This is a genomic window from Sphingomonas paludis (genome assembly GCF_053502515.1).
In genome coordinates, this window is record NZ_CP187558.1 from 3,159,776 (window position 1) to 3,174,536 (window position 14,761).

Sequence of the window (14,761 nt, forward strand, 5' to 3'; positions counted from 1 at the left end):
ATACGGCTTGAAACCTGCGCGCACGGCCGTAGATAGGCAGCGCAGCATACAGGGGAACCCAATTGGCTACCGCCCGCCCGAAAAACCGACCGCTTTCGCCGCATCTGAGCATCTGGAAATGGGGACCGCACATGCTGGTTTCCATTTTGCACCGCGTCACCGGATCGGGGATGGCGCTGGTCGGGCTGGTCCTGCTTGTCTGGTGGCTGGCCGCGCTGGCCGGTGGCGAAACCAGCTATGCGGCGTTCCGCGACGTGTTCACCTATGAAAACGGCGCGCTCAATGCGCTTGGCTGGCTGTTCGGCATCGGCCTGACCCTCAGCCTGTTCCAGCATATCGGCACGGGCGTGCGCCATTTCGTGCTGGACGTGGGTGCCGGATACGAATTGCGGGGCAACAAGCGCGGCGCGATCCTGACCATGGTGTTCTCGGTCGCCGCAACGGTCCTGTTCTGGGCCTATCTGACGCACGGCCAGTGGCTGCCGCTGATTTCGGGGAAGTAAGACATGGGTTCGGGAAGCAGCATCGGCCGGGTACGCGGCCTGGGTTCGGCCAAGGAAGGGACGCATCACTGGTGGCATCAGCGCCTGACCGCCGCGTCCAACCTGTTCCTGATGGTCTGGCTGCTGGCGTCGCTCGCCATCCTGCCCGACTACAGCTTCGAACGGCTGACGGAGTGGCTGAGCTCCGCCTGGGCAGCGGTGCCGATGTTCCTGCTGGTTGCCAGCCTGTTCTACCACGCTCGATTGGGCCTGCAGGTCGTGATCGAGGATTATCAAAAGGATGAAACGCGCGTCGTCGCCCTGATCCTTTTGAACGCCGCGGTGTTTGTCGGAGGGGCCATCGCCTTGTTTTCCATCGCGAAAATCGCATTCACGGGAAGCGCAGACTGATGACCGACAGTTACAAGATCATTGACCACAGCTATGACGTCGTGGTCGTCGGCGCGGGCGGCTCCGGCCTCCGTGCGACGATGGGCGCGGCCGAGGCGGGCCTGAAAACCGCGTGCGTGACCAAGGTGTTCCCGACGCGCAGCCACACCGTCGCCGCGCAGGGCGGAATTGCCGCCAGCTTGGGCAACAACACGCCCGATCACTGGTCGTGGCACATGTACGATACCGTCAAGGGATCGGACTGGCTGGGCGATCAGGACGCGATCGAATATCTGTGCCGCGAGGCGCCCCAGGCCGTCTACGAGCTGGAGCACGCCGGCGTGCCGTTCAGCCGGAACGAGGACGGGACGATCTATCAGCGTCCGTTCGGCGGCCATATGCAGAATATGGGCGCCGGTCCGCCTGTTCAGCGCACCGCCGCTGCCGCCGACCGCACCGGCCATGCGATGCTGCATGCGCTCTATCAGCAGTCGCTGAAGTACGACGCGGACTTCTACATCGAATATTTCGCGCTAGACCTGATCTTTGAAAACGGCGTGTGCCGGGGCGTCGTCGCCCTTTGCATGGACGACGGTTCGATCCATCGGTTCCGCGCCCATGCCGTCGTGCTGGCGACGGGTGGCGGCGGCCGCGTCTATCAGTCGGCGACGTCCGCCCATACCTGCACCGGCGACGGCAACGCGATGGTCCTGCGTGCAGGCCTGCCGCTGCAGGACATGGAGTTCGTCCAGTTCCACCCGACCGGCATCTACGGCGCTGGCGTGCTGATCACTGAGGGCGCGCGCGGCGAGGGCGGATACCTGACCAACAGCGAGGGCGAGCGCTTCATGGAGCGCTATGCCCCGTCCGCCAAGGATCTGGCCAGCCGCGACGTCGTGTCGCGGTCGATGGCGATGGAGATTCGCGAAGGCCGCGGCGTCGGCAAGGATGCCGACCATATCTTCCTGCACCTCAACCATATCGACCCGGCGGTGCTGGCGCAGCGCCTGCCCGGCATTACCGAGACGGGCAAGATATTCGCTGGCGTCGATCTGACCCGTCAGCCGCTGCCAGTGACGCCGACGGTGCACTATAATATGGGCGGCATCCCGACCAACTATCATGGCGAAGTCGTTCACGTGAAGGACGGCAACCCGGACACGGTGGTCCCCGGCCTGTTCGCGGTGGGCGAAGCGGCCTGCGTGTCGGTCCACGGCGCCAACCGGCTCGGCTCCAACTCGCTCATCGACCTGGTCGTGTTCGGCCGTGCAGCAGGCCTGCGCTTGAAGGAGCTGCTCAAGCCCAACGCGCCGCACGACCCGCTGCCCAAGGATTCGGCGGAGCTGGCCATCGGTCGGCTCGACCATTTCCGTCATGCATCGGGCGGCACCCCGACCGCGAAGCTGCGCGGCGACATGCAGAAGGCGATGCAGAAGCACGCCGCCGTATTCCGCGACAGCGCCCTGCTGGCCGAGGGCGTCACCAAGATGGACGCGCTGTACAAGGGCATGGAAGACGTCAGCGTCGCCGACCGGTCGCTGATCTGGAATACCGACCTCATTGAGACGCTGGAACTGGACAATCTGATCGGCCAGGCCGTCGTCACCATCCGTTCGGCCGAAAACCGCAAGGAAAGCCGCGGTGCGCATATGCACGAGGATTTCCCGGATCGCGACGACGCAAACTGGATGAAGCACACCATCGCCACCTTCGACGGCTGGGGCGGCAAGGGCGGCACCTGCGCGATCGATTATCGCCCGGTGCACGACTATACGCTGACCGACGAGATTGCGTATATCGAGCCGAAAAAGCGGGTTTACTGAATCAGCGTCTAGCGCAATGCGCGGCGGCACGAACGAAAGGGACCGGTATCGATCCTGCGGGATCGGCACCGGCCCTTTTTCATGCAAGTGACCCGGATCAGACCGCCAGTTTCAGCGGAAGGGCCTCGGTAACGGGGCGCGGCTGATCGGGCCAGATGCCGCGCGTGTCATAAACCAGCTTGCCCTGCCGTTCGTCCAGCGGGACCGATTTGAACACGTCGTGATCGACCAGCACGATGAAGATCGGGCAGCTTTCGATCGCTTCGTCCACGTCGATCAGCGACGCACCCGTGCCGTCGAACGCGCGGGGCAATTCGGTGGCATAGGGTTCGACGATGCGCACGCGGCTGCCATGCGTGCGCGCCAGTTCGGCCGCGACCTTCAGCGCGGGGCTTTCGCGGAAATCGTCGATGTTCGCCTTGAACGCCAGGCCCAGGCAGGCGACGGGCACGCCGGGCATCGATGCGATCAGTTCGTTGGCACGGGTGATGGTATAGTCGGTCTTGCCGTCGTTCACCTCGCGGGCCGTGCGGATCATGCGCGCATTGTCGGGATCGGAATGGACGATGAACCACGGATCGACCGCGATGCAGTGCCCGCCGACGCCCGGTCCCGGCGACAGGATGTTGACGCGCGGATGGCGATTGGCCAGCCGGATCACCTCCCACACATCGATGCCCAGCTTGTCGGTAATCAGCGACAATTCGTTGGCAAAGGCAATGTTGACGTCGCGGAACGCGTTTTCGGTCAGCTTGGTCATTTCCGCCGCGCGCGCAGTGGTGGTGACACAGGCCCCCCGCACGAAGCGGCGGTAGAATTGCAGCGCCTTGCGCGCGCAGCGCGGCGTGATGCCGCCAATGACGCGGTCATTGTCGATCAGTTCGACCAGGATCCGGCCCGGCAGCACGCGTTCGGGGCAATAGGCGATGGCGATGTCGGCCGTGCCGATGCAATGCCCCGGCACCTTAAGGTCCGGACGCAGCCCGGCAAGCAGCTTGGCAACCTGTTCGGTCGTGCCGACGGGCGAGGTGCTTTCCAGGATCACCGTGTCCCCGGCTTTCAGCACTGCGGCGACATTTGTCGCAGCTTGAAGCACATAGCCGATATTGGGGGCATGATCGTTGTTGAAGGGCGTCGGGACCGCGATGACGAAGACGTCAGACGGCTCGACCTGCATCGATGCGCGCAGCAGCCCGCGCGCGACGACACCGGAGACGAGGCCGTCCAGGTCGATCTCCTCGATATGCACCTTGCCCGAATTGACGGTATCGACCACCGACTGGTGCACGTCCACACCCAGCACATGGGCGCCGGACCGGGCGATCACTGCCGCCGTTGGCAATCCGATATAGCCAAGGCCCAGAACGCAAACGTCAGGGGCGGTGTCCGAAACCATGGGCGATCTGCTCCGCAATTCGTGCCGAGGCATGACCGTCGCCAAAGGGATTGTGCGCGCGCGCCATGGCCTGATAGGCATGGCTATCGTCCAGAAGGGTTGAGATTTCGGAAACGATCCTGTCCGCGTTGGGGCCGACCAGTTTCGCCGTTCCCGCCTCGACGCCTTCGGGCCGCTCCGTCGTCTCGCGCATCACCAGGACGGGCTTGCCAAGCGCAGGCGCTTCTTCCTGCACCCCGCCGCTGTCGGTCAGGACAATGTGCGCCAGGCCCAGCGCGCGGATGAAATGCGGGTAATCCAGCGGGTCGATCCGCGCGACATTGGGCCGGTCGCCCAGCATCGCCTCCATCACGCTGACCACATTCGGATTGGGATGGACGGGAAAGAGCACGGCGGTATCGGGCCGGTCGGCGATGCGGCCGATGGCGCTGGCGATCTGGGCCATGCCATCGCCGAAATTCTCGCGCCGATGCGTCGTTACCAGCACCAGCCGCTTGTCGGCAAAGCGCGACGCGATCCCGTCCAGTCCGGCGGCAAGGGCCGGTTCGGCGGCGATACGGGCGCTCGTGGCGTGCAGCGCGTCGATCACCGTGTTGCCCGTCACATGGATCGTCGCCGGATCGATATTCTCGCGACGCAGCGCAGCCGCCGCCGTTTCGGTAGGGGCGAAATGCAAATCGGCGATGGGCGCGACGATCCGGCGGTTCACCTCCTCGGGCCAGGGTTGCCAGATGTCGCCGGACCGAAGCCCAGCCTCGACATGCGCCACCGGCACCTTGCGGTAATAGGAGGCGAGCGCACCCACCATCGCAGTGGCGGTATCCCCCTGCACCACCACCCGGTCGGGCCGCTCTGCGTCCATCACCTCGCCCAGGCCGGTCAGCAGCCGTGCGGTCAGCCGGTCGAGCGTCTGGCCCGGCTCCATCAGATCGAGGTCGATGTCGGGCACCAGTCCGGCAATCGCCAGCACCTGATCCAGCAACCCGCGATGCTGGGCGGTGATGCAGGTGCGCACCGTCATGCCGCCCTGCGCCGCAAGCGCATGGACGACCGGAAACATCTTGATGGCTTCCGGTCGGGTACCGAAAATAACGAGGACTTTGGGCTGGGTCATGAGCGGCGGATTAGCGGCACAAGGTTAAACGCCCGCTAAGCGCCGCCGGATCAGTCGACCCCGACCAGTTCAACGTCGAAGATCAGGTCGGCACCCGGCGGGATCACCCCGCCCGCGCCGCGCGCGCCATAGCCGTCGACCGCCGGGATGACGAGCGTGCGCTTGCCGCCGACCTTCATACCGTTGATGCCCAGGTCCCAGCCGCGAATGACCCGGCCGGTGCCGAGCGGAAAGGCGATCGGCTCGCCGCGGTCCAGCGAACTGTCGAACTTGGTGCCGCGCGCGCCGTTCGTCAGCAGCCAGCCGGTATAATGGACGCGCACCATGCGTCCCGGCTGGGCCTCCGCCCCCTCGCCCACCAGCGATTCGATGATCTGGGTGGTGTCGCCGGCATTGATCGGAGCGGATTCGGTCACAGGCTGATCCTTGTTGACAGAGACAAGCGCGATGAGCGCGGACAGAATTGCGAAGGCCATTTCCTTGCCATAGGCCGGAGGCCCATCCCCGCGCAATGCCGGTCAGGCCAGGACAAGTCGCTCGTCGCCCAGGGTCATCAACAGGCCGACCATCCCGCCCCCCTCGATCCGCGCATCGAACCGGGTCAGGTCCAGACCGGCTTCGGCAAGCCCGGTCTGGCACGCGATCACGCGGACGCCGCCATCCAGTGCCGAATGAAGTACCGCTTCACCCATCAATGCGACAGATCCCCGATGGAGATAGATGAGCGCCGCGCCCCCCAGCGCCGCTTCCGCTGCCGCCAGCGCGACCGCCGCATCGAAGCGCTGCGGATCGGTGGTGGCGACGATCAGGATCAGGCCGCGCCGCATGCCAGACATCCGGGGTCCTTGGGCAGGGCAAGCGTGCGGAAGCGGAAATCGAGCGCGTCGGCCAACAGCAGTTTTCCAGCCGAATCGATGCCGAACGGAACGATCTGGCGGATCGCCTCGATCGCGGCCAGGCTGCCCATCACGCCGGTCATCGCGCCCAGCACGCCCTGATCGGCGCAGCTGACATCGGGCCGGTCGGGGTCATTGCCCACCCAGCACCGGTAACAGGGCTTGTCCGCTTCCCAGCCGCGAAAGACGCCCAGCTGTCCGTCGAACTGACCGACGGCGGCTGAGACGAGCGGGACGCGGTGGCGCAGACAGGCATCGGCGACCAGCAGGCGGGTGGCGAAATTGTCGGTGCCGTCGATGACGACATCCATTCCCGGCACATAGTCGTCGATATTCCCGCCATCCAGCCGGTGCTGCCGACCCTGCACCTCGATATGCGGGTTGATCCGCTGAACCGCCGCCATCGCCGCATCGACCTTTGCCCGGCCAATATCGGCATCGCCGAAAATCGTCTGCCGCTGAAGATTGGACAATTCGACCCGGTCGTCATCGACGATGGTCAGGGTGCCGACCCCGGCCGCCGCCAGATACTGGATGACCGGCGATCCGATGCCGCCCGCGCCGACGACAAGCACGCGCGCGGCCTTCAGCGCGGCCTGCCCCGCCCCGCCGATCTCCTTCAGGATCAGGTGCCGGGCGTATCGCTCCAGCTCGGCATCGGACAGGGTCATCCCGCCCAGTCGAAGATGACGCTGGCCCTATACCAGCCCGGGGCACCCTGGGCGCGGGGCAACAGGTTGTTGCGCGCGGCGCTGGCGACGATTCCGGCGGCATATTGCTCGACCGTCGCGCATTTGATCGCACGCGGGATGGTGGCACGGACCAGGCCCTCGTCATCGATCAGCACGGCGACATCCGCCCGGATGGTCCGTCGACCGGCCAGCAGCGGTGCCGGCGGACAGCGCCCGGACTGCATTTCGCCCGCCACATATCCGCTCATGTCGGGGGTGACCACAGGCGCGGACCGATAAGGCAGCGGCGGCAGCACATCCCATTTGATGGGAAAGCTCAACGCCTGTGCCTGAGCCAGCAGCGCCAGGAAGACCCCCGTCACCGTCATGCGCCGACCCCGGTGGATCCGAACCCGCCTGTCCCTCGGTCGGTGTCGTCCAGGCTTTCGACCTGCTCGAACGACGCCATCAGAACGGGCGCGGGGACCAGCTGGGCAATGCGGTCGCCGCGCGAAACGGCAAAGGGCTGGTCCCCCAGATTGGCCAGGATGACCTTCACCTCTCCCCGATAATCGCTGTCGATCGTGCCGGGGGTGTTGAGGCAGGTGATGCCGTGCTTCAGCGCCAGGCCCGACCGGGGCCGCACCTGCACCTCATATCCCTGCGGAATGGCCAGGGCAAAGCCGGTGGCGACGGCGTGGCGGGCACCGGGGGCTAGCGTCACGTCCTCGGCGGCGACCACGTCCATGCCCGCGGCGCCCGCCGTGGCATAGGCGGGCAACGGCAATCCGCGGCCATGCGGCAATTGCATCAGCTGGATGCGGATGGATGCGCCGCTCATTGCTTGTCCTTCGGCAGGCGGCTGGCGATCCGCTGGGCAGCCTCGAGCACTTCGGGTTCGTTCAGCAGCGGTGCGGCCTTGTCCGGTAGGATGCGCAGATCGGTGTTGATCCCCCGCAACGCCAGTGCCTCGGCATAGGACCGCGAAAATCGCGGCGGCAATTCCTTGTCGGCTGATCCGGTGATGATCGCCGCCAAGAGGTCGGGCGGAACGCCACCGGCGGTCAGCAGCGGATCCAACGCCTCGACCGGCTGATCCCATCCCTTGCCGGGGGCCTGGCGTGCGCGCAGCCGTCGCCATTCGGGCAAGGTGCAGGGACAACTGACCAGCACCATCCCGTCCAGCAATTGCGGCCTTGTGCCGGCCAGATTGGCGATGATCGCCGCGCCGCCGCCCGATCCGATCAGGACGGTGTCGGCGTTGGGATAGCGCCGTTCGATCCGGCGGAGCGTATCCGCGACCGCCATCATCGCGTCCGTCGCCGCCTGATCGCCGTTTTCGGCGGGCAGGGTGCCGGGCGACCGGTGGCCGGAAATATCGGCATAGCCGGGGCGCAGGACATGGACGACGGCGCTGCCCGGCACCTGTTCGGCCAGCCGGCGGATGAACCCGTCCTCATCCCCGCGCGCCTGGGGTGCACCGTCGCCGTTCAGCACCACGAACAGCGTTTCGACCGACCGGCTCTGGCGCGGACCGACCACCTGCTCGTAAAGAACCAGACCCTGCGGCCCGTCCATCGGCGGCAGGTTGGCGGCACATCCCGTCATCGCGGCCAATCCCGCCAGCATGGCCAGTCGCTTCATTCGTTCAAACCGCATCGGCAATCCGTTCCACCAGCCGCGCCGCGACCGCGTCCTTCGACAAGTCTTCCCAGGTTTCGACCCCCGTGGCCGTGATCAGGTGCACCCGGTTCCGGTCGCCCCCCATCACATCGCCCGATACGTCGTTGGCGACGATCCAGTCGGCGCCCTTGCGTTCGCGCTTGGCCAGCGCGTGCTCCACCACCGAGTCCGTCTCGGCGGCAAAGCCGACGACCAGGCCGGGCCGATCCGCCCGTCCGGCAACCATCGCCAGGATATCGGGATTTTCGGCAAGCGCCAAGGTAGGCGGGCCGCCATCGCCCTTTTTGAGCTTTCCGGGCGCCGGATCGACCCGCCAATCGGCGACCGCCGCCACCATCACGGCGATATCGGCGGGCAGTGCCAGCGACACGGCATCAGCCATCTGGCGCGCCGTTTCCACGTCGATCCGTTGAACACCCGGCGGTGTCCCAAGCGCAACCGGCCCGGCAACCAGCGTCACCCGGGCACCCGCCCGGACGGCGGCGGCGGCAATGGCGAACCCCTGTTTGCCGGACGACCGGTTGGCCAGATAGCGGACCGGGTCGATCGGTTCATGCGTCGGCCCGGCAGTGACCAGCACGTGTCGACCCGCCAGCCTTCCCGCCGGCCGCTCGTTCAGCCGTTCGAGGATGGCCGCCAGAATCCGGTCCGGTTCGGGCAAGCGGCCGGGGCCATATTCGCCGCACGCCATCGCCCCCTCGTCCGGGTCAAGCACCCGAATGCCGTCCTGGCGAAGCTGGGCGACCGTCCGGCGAGTGGCCGGATGCTGCCACATCCACACGTTCATGGCGGGGCAGGCCAGCACCGGCTTGTCCGTCGCCAGCATCAGCGTCGTGGCCAGATCGTCGGCGATCCCCGCCGCCATCCGTGCCATCAGATCGGCCGTGGCGGGCGCGACCACGACCAGATCGGCCTGACGGCTGAGCTGGATATGCCCCATCTCCGCCTCGTCCTTCAAATCCCACAGGCTGGTATGCACCGGCTGTTCGGACAAGGCCGCCAGCGTCATCGGCGTGACGAACTGGGCACCGCCATCGGTCAGCACGCAGCGCACGCCCATCCCCGCCTTTCGGATCAGGCGGATCAGTTCGCACGCCTTGTAGGCCGCGATGCCGCCGCCGACGATCAGCAGGATCTGCTTCATGGTGCAGCCTTCTGCACCTGCCGTCCCCGCCTGTCGAGCAGGGCGGCAGTCAGGTCGGCGACGGTGTCGGGCAGAAAGATCAGGCCGGGCAGGATCAACGGCGCGATCAGAAGGCCCCAGTAAAAGGTATCGACCCTGCCGAACAGCGCCAGCAGCAGCGCATAGGCGAACACGGTGCCGAGCACCCTGAGCGCCATCGGATTGCGCCACATGGCCCACCCCGCCAAGGCGAGCGCAACGACCGGCGCGCCCAACCATATCGGGGTCAGCGTCAGCGCCGTGGAAATGGTCATGGTCCGGAAGAAATGGCCGGGCCCGAGCATGCCCGTCCAGCCCGGCGATGCCGGGTCGACCGGGCCGACGACCTGGCCCACGGCATGGGCATGGGCGGCGACGGCAAGGGCGAACACGGCGACCGCGCCAACCCAGCCAGCGGCTTCCCGCCAGCGACGCTCGGCCAGCGCGGTGAGGAACATGACGAGTGCGAACAATGCGCTCGTCTCCCGGATCATCATCGCGGCCAGGCCCAGAGCGATCACCATGGCCGCGCGGTCGGGTCGATACAGCGCCAGGGCGAGTGCAATCAGCAGCCCTGCCCAGATTTCGTGGAAGAAGCGCAGGTCCAACTGGACGAAGGCCATCAGCCCGCCGAACAGCAGGACCAGGGCGGCGATGCGCGGAGCCGCCCGGGTCAGATGCGGCCAGAGGCGCGCGGCCCATGCCGCCAACACTGCCGCGACCAGCGACAGTTGCAGCGCGGCGATCCCCCAGTCAGGCAACAGCGCCTGCACCCGCGCCAGCGTCGGCATCCGAAAGGTGAAGAACGGCTTCAGCGGATAATTGCCCGCCCGCAGCGCGCGCACCGCGACCTGATAATAGTCGCCGCCGCCCCGCACGCCGGCCACGATCGTTTCGTAAAGCACCACATCGGCCTGAGCCTCCACTTTGCCGGCCGCATCGCGGGCGGCGGGCGGCGGGGCGGGCGCGGCGAGCGCAGTCAGCGAAATCAGGATCATCAGCCCGATCAGCGCAGCGGCGAACAAGGCGCGGCGCTGTCCGGCGGCGGCAAGCCGCGTTCCCCCGGCCAGCCAGAAACCGCTCATCCCAGCACCAAGGTTGCCGCCACGCCCAGCGCGGCGCTGACCAGCGCGATCGCGGCGTAGCGCCAGCCGCCGCCGACGCGCACCAGCTGGATTTCGCGCAGCGGCGGTTCGGGCGGTGCACCCCCGGGATCGGGAAAATGCCGTTCGATGTTGCGGATCAGCCGGGGCAGGCGCGCCAGCGTGCGCACATCCTCGATCAGCCGGTCGGCAATAGCGGTTTCCGGGCCGAGTTCGGTGCGGATCCATTCGCGCACGAACGGCGCGGCCGATTCCCACAGATTGACGTCGGGATCCAGGCTGGTCGCCACGCCCTCCACCATCACCATTGTCTTTTGTAACAGCAGCAAATGCGGCTGGGTTTGCATGTCGAAATCGCGGGTGATGTTGAACAGGCTGTCCAGCATCATGCCGATCGACATTTCCTTGACCGGCAGGCCGCGCATCGGTTCGCCCACCGCGCGCAATGCGGTTGCGAACTCGTCCACGCTATGATGCGGCGGCACATAGCCCGCCTCGAAGTGGATCTCGGCGACCCGGCGATAATTGCCGGTGATCAGGCCATAGAGGATTTCGGCCAGCCAGACCCGGGCGCGCCGGTCGATCCGCCCCATGATCCCGAAATCGATGGCGGCGATGCGGCCGTCGGGCAGGGCGAACAAATTGCCCTGGTGCATGTCGGCGTGAAAAAAACCCTCGGAAATCGCCTGACGCAGGAACGCCCGGATCAGCTTGGTGGCCAGGCCGGGCAGGTCATGCCCCGCCGCGATCAGGCCATCGCGGTTCGACAGCTTGATCCCGTCGATCCATTCCAGCGTCATCACCTTGCCGGTGCTGCGCTGCCAGTCGATCTGGGGCACGACGAAATCGGGTTCGGCGCGCATCGCCTCGGCCAGTTCGCTGGCGGATGCGGCCTCGCGGCGCAGGTCGAGCTCGCGCAGCGTCCACCGCTTGAACGTGTCGATCACCAGCCGGGGGCGGAGCCGCTGCGCCTCGCCGCCCATCGTCTCGACATGGGCCGCCGCCCATTCATAGGTATCGATCGCGGACAGGAAATCCGCCTCGACTCCCGGCCGCAGCACCTTGACCGCGACAGCGCGGCCATCGGTAGTGACCGCCCGGTGCACCTGCGCGATCGACGCCGCGCCGACCGGTTCGGGATCGATGCTGGCGAACAATTGATCCAGGGGCCTGCCGAAACTGGCCTCCATCGCCGCCCGGATCGGTTCATAGGGGACGGGCGGCAACCGGTCCTGCAATCGCAGCAGATCCTGCGCGGCCACCTCTCCCACCAGATCGGGCCGCGTCGCCAGCGTCTGGCCCAGCTTGATGGCCGCCGGGCCGATCGCCTGAAAGGCGTCGGCATAGCGCGGCACGGCGGGCACGCGCGCGCCGAACCGGGCGATGCGCGCCACGCGCCGGATCGCCAGCGGGGCGTTGCGATCGCGTTCGATGCCGGTCAGGGCGCCATGCCGCGCCAGGGTGCGGCCCCATTTCAACAAACGCCACAGATGGACGGCGGAAGCGGTCACGAAGCCGAAGCCTTTCCGGACGATGACGGCATTGCTGGTGCGATCATCAGAACTTCCAGCCGCTGTGGATCGCCACCAGTCCTCCCAGGATCGGTTCGGCCCGCACCTGCTGAAAACCCGCTTCCTCGATCATGCCTTTGAACACGGGCATCGGCGGAAAGCGGCGGATCGATTCGACCAGATAGCGATAGCTGTCGGCGTCATTGGCCAACAGCTTGCCCAGCCGGGGCACCAGATGATGCGAATAGGCGTCGTACACATCGGCGAAACCGGGCCACTGGGTCGTGGAAAATTCAAGGCAGAAAAAACGCCCGCCCCGCTTCAGCACCCGGTGCGCCTCGCCCAGTGCCTTGGGGATGTCCGTCACGTTGCGGATGCCGAATGCGATCGTATAGGCGTCGAACGACCGGTCGGCGAAGCTCAGCGTCTCGGCATTCTGTTCCTGCCAGACCAGCCCCTCGATCCCCCGCTGGCGGGCGCGATCCATGCCGACGGCCAGCATGTCCGGATTGATGTCGGCAACCGTCACCGCCGCGCCGGACCGTGCCATGCGAAAGGCGATGTCGCCGGTGCCCCCCGCCATGTCCAGGATCGCCTCTCCGCCCCGCGGGCGGACCTTGCGGACGAAGGCGTCCTTCCACAGCCGGTGCAATCCGCCCGACATGGCATCGTTCATCAGGTCATAGCGTGCGGCCACGCTGGAGAACACGCTACCCACGCGCCGCGTCTTTTCCTCAGGGACGACCTGTTCATATCCGAACGATACCGTTTCCTGTTCCACACCGACCTCTTCCGTTGGTCCCCAGCGATGGCATGGGACAGATGACCCGCTCGACCGGCCGTCCCGCGACGGGGTCGATGCCATCGGCTCTAGCCAAGGGTTGAGCCCATCGCAAACTCTGCCTAGCTGCATCGGCATGCCAGAGCTTCCCGAAGTCGAAACCACCGTCCGCGGGCTTGCCCCGGTGCTGACCGGGCACCGGATCGCCAGGGTCGAGCCGCGCCGGCCGGACCTGCGCTTTCCGTTTCCCGCCGACCTGCGCCAACGGCTGACCGGTGCGCGGGTGATCCAGCTGACCCGGCGGGCCAAATACGGGCTGGTCCATACCGACAGGGACGACGCCATGCTGTTCCACCTGGGCATGTCGGGCCGCTGGCGGGTCGATCCCGTCGAATTGCTGCCCCATGACCATCTGGTCATCGAGACCGACCAGGGGCGTCGGCTGGCGCTGAACGATCCGCGACGGTTCGGCTTTGTCGACCTGCTGGCCGGAACATCGGGCATCGCCGCCTATCCGGCCTTTGCCCAGATGGGGCCGGAGCCGCTGGGCGATCAGTTCAACGCCGCCCACCTTGCCATGCGCTTTGAGGGCAGGACGGCGCCGGTCAAGGCATTGCTCCTCGACCAGCGAATCGTCGCTGGCCTGGGCAACATCTATGTCTGCGAGGCGCTGAATATGGCGGGCATCGACCCGCGATGCGCCGGCGGGCGGATCACCATTCCCCGGCTGGCGGCGCTGGTCAACGCCGTCCGCGCTGTGCTCGAATCGGCGATCCTGGCCGGCGGCTCCACCTTGCGCGATTATGCCCGCCCGGACGGCCAGCTTGGCTATTTTTCCAAGCAATGGCGGGTATATGGCCGCGAGGGGGAGCCGTGCGGATGCGGCGCGCCGGTTCAGCGCCAGACTGATTCGGGACGATCGACCTTTTGGTGCCCCGTCTGTCAGCGCTGAACGGTTGACCGGCCCGCCCAATCGCATTATGGGGCGCGCTTTCCAATGGGACAGTGACGGCATCCGCACCGTCCCTTTAGCATAAGCGATAAGGATTCGGACGGCATGGCGAATACGCCTCAGGCAAAGAAGCGTATCCGGCGCAACCAGCGCCGCGCGGAAATCAACGGTGTGCGGGTCAGCCGCATCCGCACCTTCGTCAAGCGCGTCGAGCTGGCGCTTGCCGCCGGCGACAAGCAGGCTGCTTCGGCTGCCCTGTCGGCGGTGCAGCCGGAACTGGCCCGCGGCGTCGCGCGCGGCGTGCTGCACAAGAATACTGCGTCGCGGAAGTTCGCGCGCCTGACCAAGGCGGTGTCGATCCTCGCATAATCCCTTAAGGGGATGTACGCAGGTTTTTGACCAACGGCTCCGGCTGCATCCGCAGTCGGGGCCGTTGTCATATCGGCTTCATGCAAATCGTCCCGACAACCCGCCAGCGAATCAGGCGAGTCGGATGGTGCATCGACAAGTAGGCGCCTACAAACCATTGGTTTTGCACCAGAAATCGGCTCAGTGACGCATTTCCGGCCTTGCACTGAGTCAATGCCCATTATTTCACTTTCTTTACGCACGGGCACTTGATCGACCCTCCTTTCCTTTCCTAAAACCACGGTCCCGACGGTGATCCGGCCGGGGTCTTAACGAAGTGTCGTTCTTGACAGGCGGAGCGTGTCTTCCGGCTGGGGGGAAGTGTTGACGATTAACGGGTGATGGCAACGCGCGGGCATTCCTGTCCGCGCCACGGAGGGGGTGTGCGC

The 14,761-nt window shown here is 66.4% G+C and carries 17 protein-coding genes; 5 read left to right on the top strand and 12 right to left on the bottom strand.

The genetic code is table 11. The annotated features are described in order from the left end of the window. Positions 1 to 62 precede the first annotated feature (62 nt). From sdhC to sdhA, 3 genes are read left to right on the top strand one after another with little or no spacing between them, the layout of a single operon-like run. Complete coding sequence (sdhC, locus tag ACPVPU_RS15315) at positions 63 to 503, top strand: succinate dehydrogenase, cytochrome b556 subunit (RefSeq protein WP_448658837.1); 441 nt, start codon at positions 63 to 65, stop codon at positions 501 to 503. Positions 504 to 506: 3 nt separating this feature from the next. Continuing rightward, positions 507 to 893: a succinate dehydrogenase, hydrophobic membrane anchor protein gene (gene sdhD / locus ACPVPU_RS15320; RefSeq protein ID WP_448658838.1), complete on the top strand. Its 387-nt coding sequence runs from the start codon at positions 507 to 509 to the stop codon at positions 891 to 893. Continuing rightward, positions 893 to 2,695 carry a succinate dehydrogenase flavoprotein subunit gene (gene sdhA, locus ACPVPU_RS15325; RefSeq protein WP_448658839.1) on the top strand — a complete coding sequence of 601 codons (1,803 nt, stop codon included), beginning with the start codon at positions 893 to 895 and terminating at the stop codon, positions 2,693 to 2,695. Before sdhD ends, sdhA begins: the two co-directional genes overlap by 1 nt. A gap of 97 nt (positions 2,696 to 2,792) precedes the next feature. Here sdhA and wecC read toward each other — a convergent pair whose 3' ends face one another. From wecC to ACPVPU_RS15385, 12 genes are read right to left on the bottom strand one after another with little or no spacing between them, the layout of a single operon-like run. Next, positions 2,793 to 4,091 carry a UDP-N-acetyl-D-mannosamine dehydrogenase gene (gene wecC / locus ACPVPU_RS15330; RefSeq protein ID WP_448658840.1) on the bottom strand — a complete coding sequence of 433 codons (1,299 nt, stop codon included), beginning with the start codon at positions 4,089 to 4,091 and terminating at the stop codon, positions 2,793 to 2,795. After that, complete coding sequence (gene wecB, locus ACPVPU_RS15335; RefSeq protein ID WP_448658841.1) at positions 4,069 to 5,205, bottom strand: non-hydrolyzing UDP-N-acetylglucosamine 2-epimerase; 1,137 nt, start codon at positions 5,203 to 5,205, stop codon at positions 4,069 to 4,071. The genes wecC and wecB overlap by 23 nt, the downstream gene beginning before the upstream one ends. A gap of 50 nt (positions 5,206 to 5,255) precedes the next feature. Beyond that, complete coding sequence (locus ACPVPU_RS15340) at positions 5,256 to 5,681, bottom strand: FKBP-type peptidyl-prolyl cis-trans isomerase (RefSeq protein WP_448658842.1); 426 nt, start codon at positions 5,679 to 5,681, stop codon at positions 5,256 to 5,258. A 42-nt stretch (positions 5,682 to 5,723) separates the two neighbouring features. Further along, on the bottom strand, positions 5,724 to 6,041 hold the full coding sequence (locus ACPVPU_RS15345) for a peroxiredoxin (protein WP_448658843.1): 318 nt from the start codon (positions 6,039 to 6,041) through the stop codon (positions 5,724 to 5,726). Continuing rightward, a complete protein-coding gene (locus ACPVPU_RS15350) occupies positions 6,017 to 6,772 on the bottom strand; it encodes a HesA/MoeB/ThiF family protein (RefSeq protein ID WP_448658844.1) in 756 nt (251 codons plus the stop codon). The genes ACPVPU_RS15345 and ACPVPU_RS15350 overlap by 25 nt, the downstream gene beginning before the upstream one ends. Further along, complete coding sequence (locus tag ACPVPU_RS15355; protein WP_448658845.1) at positions 6,769 to 7,161, bottom strand: hypothetical protein; 393 nt, start codon at positions 7,159 to 7,161, stop codon at positions 6,769 to 6,771. Before ACPVPU_RS15355 ends, ACPVPU_RS15350 begins: the two co-directional genes overlap by 4 nt. After that, positions 7,158 to 7,613: a dUTP diphosphatase gene (dut, locus tag ACPVPU_RS15360; protein ID WP_448658846.1), complete on the bottom strand. Its 456-nt coding sequence runs from the start codon at positions 7,611 to 7,613 to the stop codon at positions 7,158 to 7,160. Before dut ends, ACPVPU_RS15355 begins: the two co-directional genes overlap by 4 nt. Continuing rightward, complete coding sequence (locus tag ACPVPU_RS15365; RefSeq protein WP_448658847.1) at positions 7,610 to 8,416, bottom strand: alpha/beta hydrolase; 807 nt, start codon at positions 8,414 to 8,416, stop codon at positions 7,610 to 7,612. The genes dut and ACPVPU_RS15365 overlap by 4 nt, the downstream gene beginning before the upstream one ends. Positions 8,417 to 8,420: 4 nt before the next feature. Beyond that, positions 8,421 to 9,599 carry a bifunctional phosphopantothenoylcysteine decarboxylase/phosphopantothenate--cysteine ligase CoaBC gene (coaBC, locus tag ACPVPU_RS15370; protein WP_448658848.1) on the bottom strand — a complete coding sequence of 393 codons (1,179 nt, stop codon included), beginning with the start codon at positions 9,597 to 9,599 and terminating at the stop codon, positions 8,421 to 8,423. Then, a complete protein-coding gene (locus tag ACPVPU_RS15375; RefSeq protein ID WP_448658849.1) occupies positions 9,596 to 10,702 on the bottom strand; it encodes a hypothetical protein in 1,107 nt (368 codons plus the stop codon). The genes coaBC and ACPVPU_RS15375 overlap by 4 nt, the downstream gene beginning before the upstream one ends. Next, positions 10,699 to 12,231: a 2-polyprenylphenol 6-hydroxylase gene (ubiB, locus tag ACPVPU_RS15380; RefSeq protein ID WP_448658850.1), complete on the bottom strand. Its 1,533-nt coding sequence runs from the start codon at positions 12,229 to 12,231 to the stop codon at positions 10,699 to 10,701. The genes ACPVPU_RS15375 and ubiB overlap by 4 nt, the downstream gene beginning before the upstream one ends. A 46-nt stretch (positions 12,232 to 12,277) precedes the next feature. Further along, positions 12,278 to 13,012 carry a class I SAM-dependent methyltransferase gene (locus ACPVPU_RS15385; protein WP_448658851.1) on the bottom strand — a complete coding sequence of 245 codons (735 nt, stop codon included), beginning with the start codon at positions 13,010 to 13,012 and terminating at the stop codon, positions 12,278 to 12,280. 136 nt (positions 13,013 to 13,148) lie between these two features. On the opposite strand from ACPVPU_RS15385, the gene mutM reads away from it, so the two are divergent. After that, positions 13,149 to 13,964 (top strand): bifunctional DNA-formamidopyrimidine glycosylase/DNA-(apurinic or apyrimidinic site) lyase, encoded by an 816-nt coding sequence (gene mutM, locus ACPVPU_RS15390; RefSeq protein WP_448658852.1) that lies wholly within the window; start codon positions 13,149 to 13,151, stop codon positions 13,962 to 13,964. Between the two features lie 105 nt (positions 13,965 to 14,069). Then, positions 14,070 to 14,333: a 30S ribosomal protein S20 gene (gene rpsT, locus ACPVPU_RS15395; RefSeq protein WP_448658853.1), complete on the top strand. Its 264-nt coding sequence runs from the start codon at positions 14,070 to 14,072 to the stop codon at positions 14,331 to 14,333. The last annotated feature ends 428 nt before the right edge of the window (positions 14,334 to 14,761 follow it).

Bases quoted from the DNA above. Each gene is read 5' to 3' on its own strand.
- mutM (WP_448658852.1), top strand. From the start codon at position 13,149: ATGCCAGAGCTTCCCGAAGTCGAAACCACCGTCCGCGGGCTTGCCCCG.
- dut (WP_448658846.1), bottom strand. From the start codon at position 7,613: ATGAGCGGCGCATCCATCCGCATCCAGCTGATGCAATTGCCGCATGGC.
- coaBC (WP_448658848.1), bottom strand. From the start codon at position 9,599: ATGAAGCAGATCCTGCTGATCGTCGGCGGCGGCATCGCGGCCTACAAG.
- wecC (WP_448658840.1), bottom strand. From the start codon at position 4,091: ATGGTTTCGGACACCGCCCCTGACGTTTGCGTTCTGGGCCTTGGCTAT.
- ACPVPU_RS15350 (WP_448658844.1), bottom strand. From the start codon at position 6,772: ATGACCCTGTCCGATGCCGAGCTGGAGCGATACGCCCGGCACCTGATC.
- ACPVPU_RS15355 (WP_448658845.1), bottom strand. From the start codon at position 7,161: ATGACGGTGACGGGGGTCTTCCTGGCGCTGCTGGCTCAGGCACAGGCG.
- ACPVPU_RS15375 (WP_448658849.1), bottom strand. From the start codon at position 10,702: ATGAGCGGTTTCTGGCTGGCCGGGGGAACGCGGCTTGCCGCCGCCGGA.
- wecB (WP_448658841.1), bottom strand. From the start codon at position 5,205: ATGACCCAGCCCAAAGTCCTCGTTATTTTCGGTACCCGACCGGAAGCC.
- ACPVPU_RS15365 (WP_448658847.1), bottom strand. From the start codon at position 8,416: ATGAAGCGACTGGCCATGCTGGCGGGATTGGCCGCGATGACGGGATGT.
- sdhA (WP_448658839.1), top strand. From the start codon at position 893: ATGACCGACAGTTACAAGATCATTGACCACAGCTATGACGTCGTGGTC.
- ACPVPU_RS15345 (WP_448658843.1), bottom strand. From the start codon at position 6,041: ATGTCTGGCATGCGGCGCGGCCTGATCCTGATCGTCGCCACCACCGAT.
- ACPVPU_RS15340 (WP_448658842.1), bottom strand. From the start codon at position 5,681: ATGGCCTTCGCAATTCTGTCCGCGCTCATCGCGCTTGTCTCTGTCAAC.
- sdhD (WP_448658838.1), top strand. From the start codon at position 507: ATGGGTTCGGGAAGCAGCATCGGCCGGGTACGCGGCCTGGGTTCGGCC.
- rpsT (WP_448658853.1), top strand. From the start codon at position 14,070: ATGGCGAATACGCCTCAGGCAAAGAAGCGTATCCGGCGCAACCAGCGC.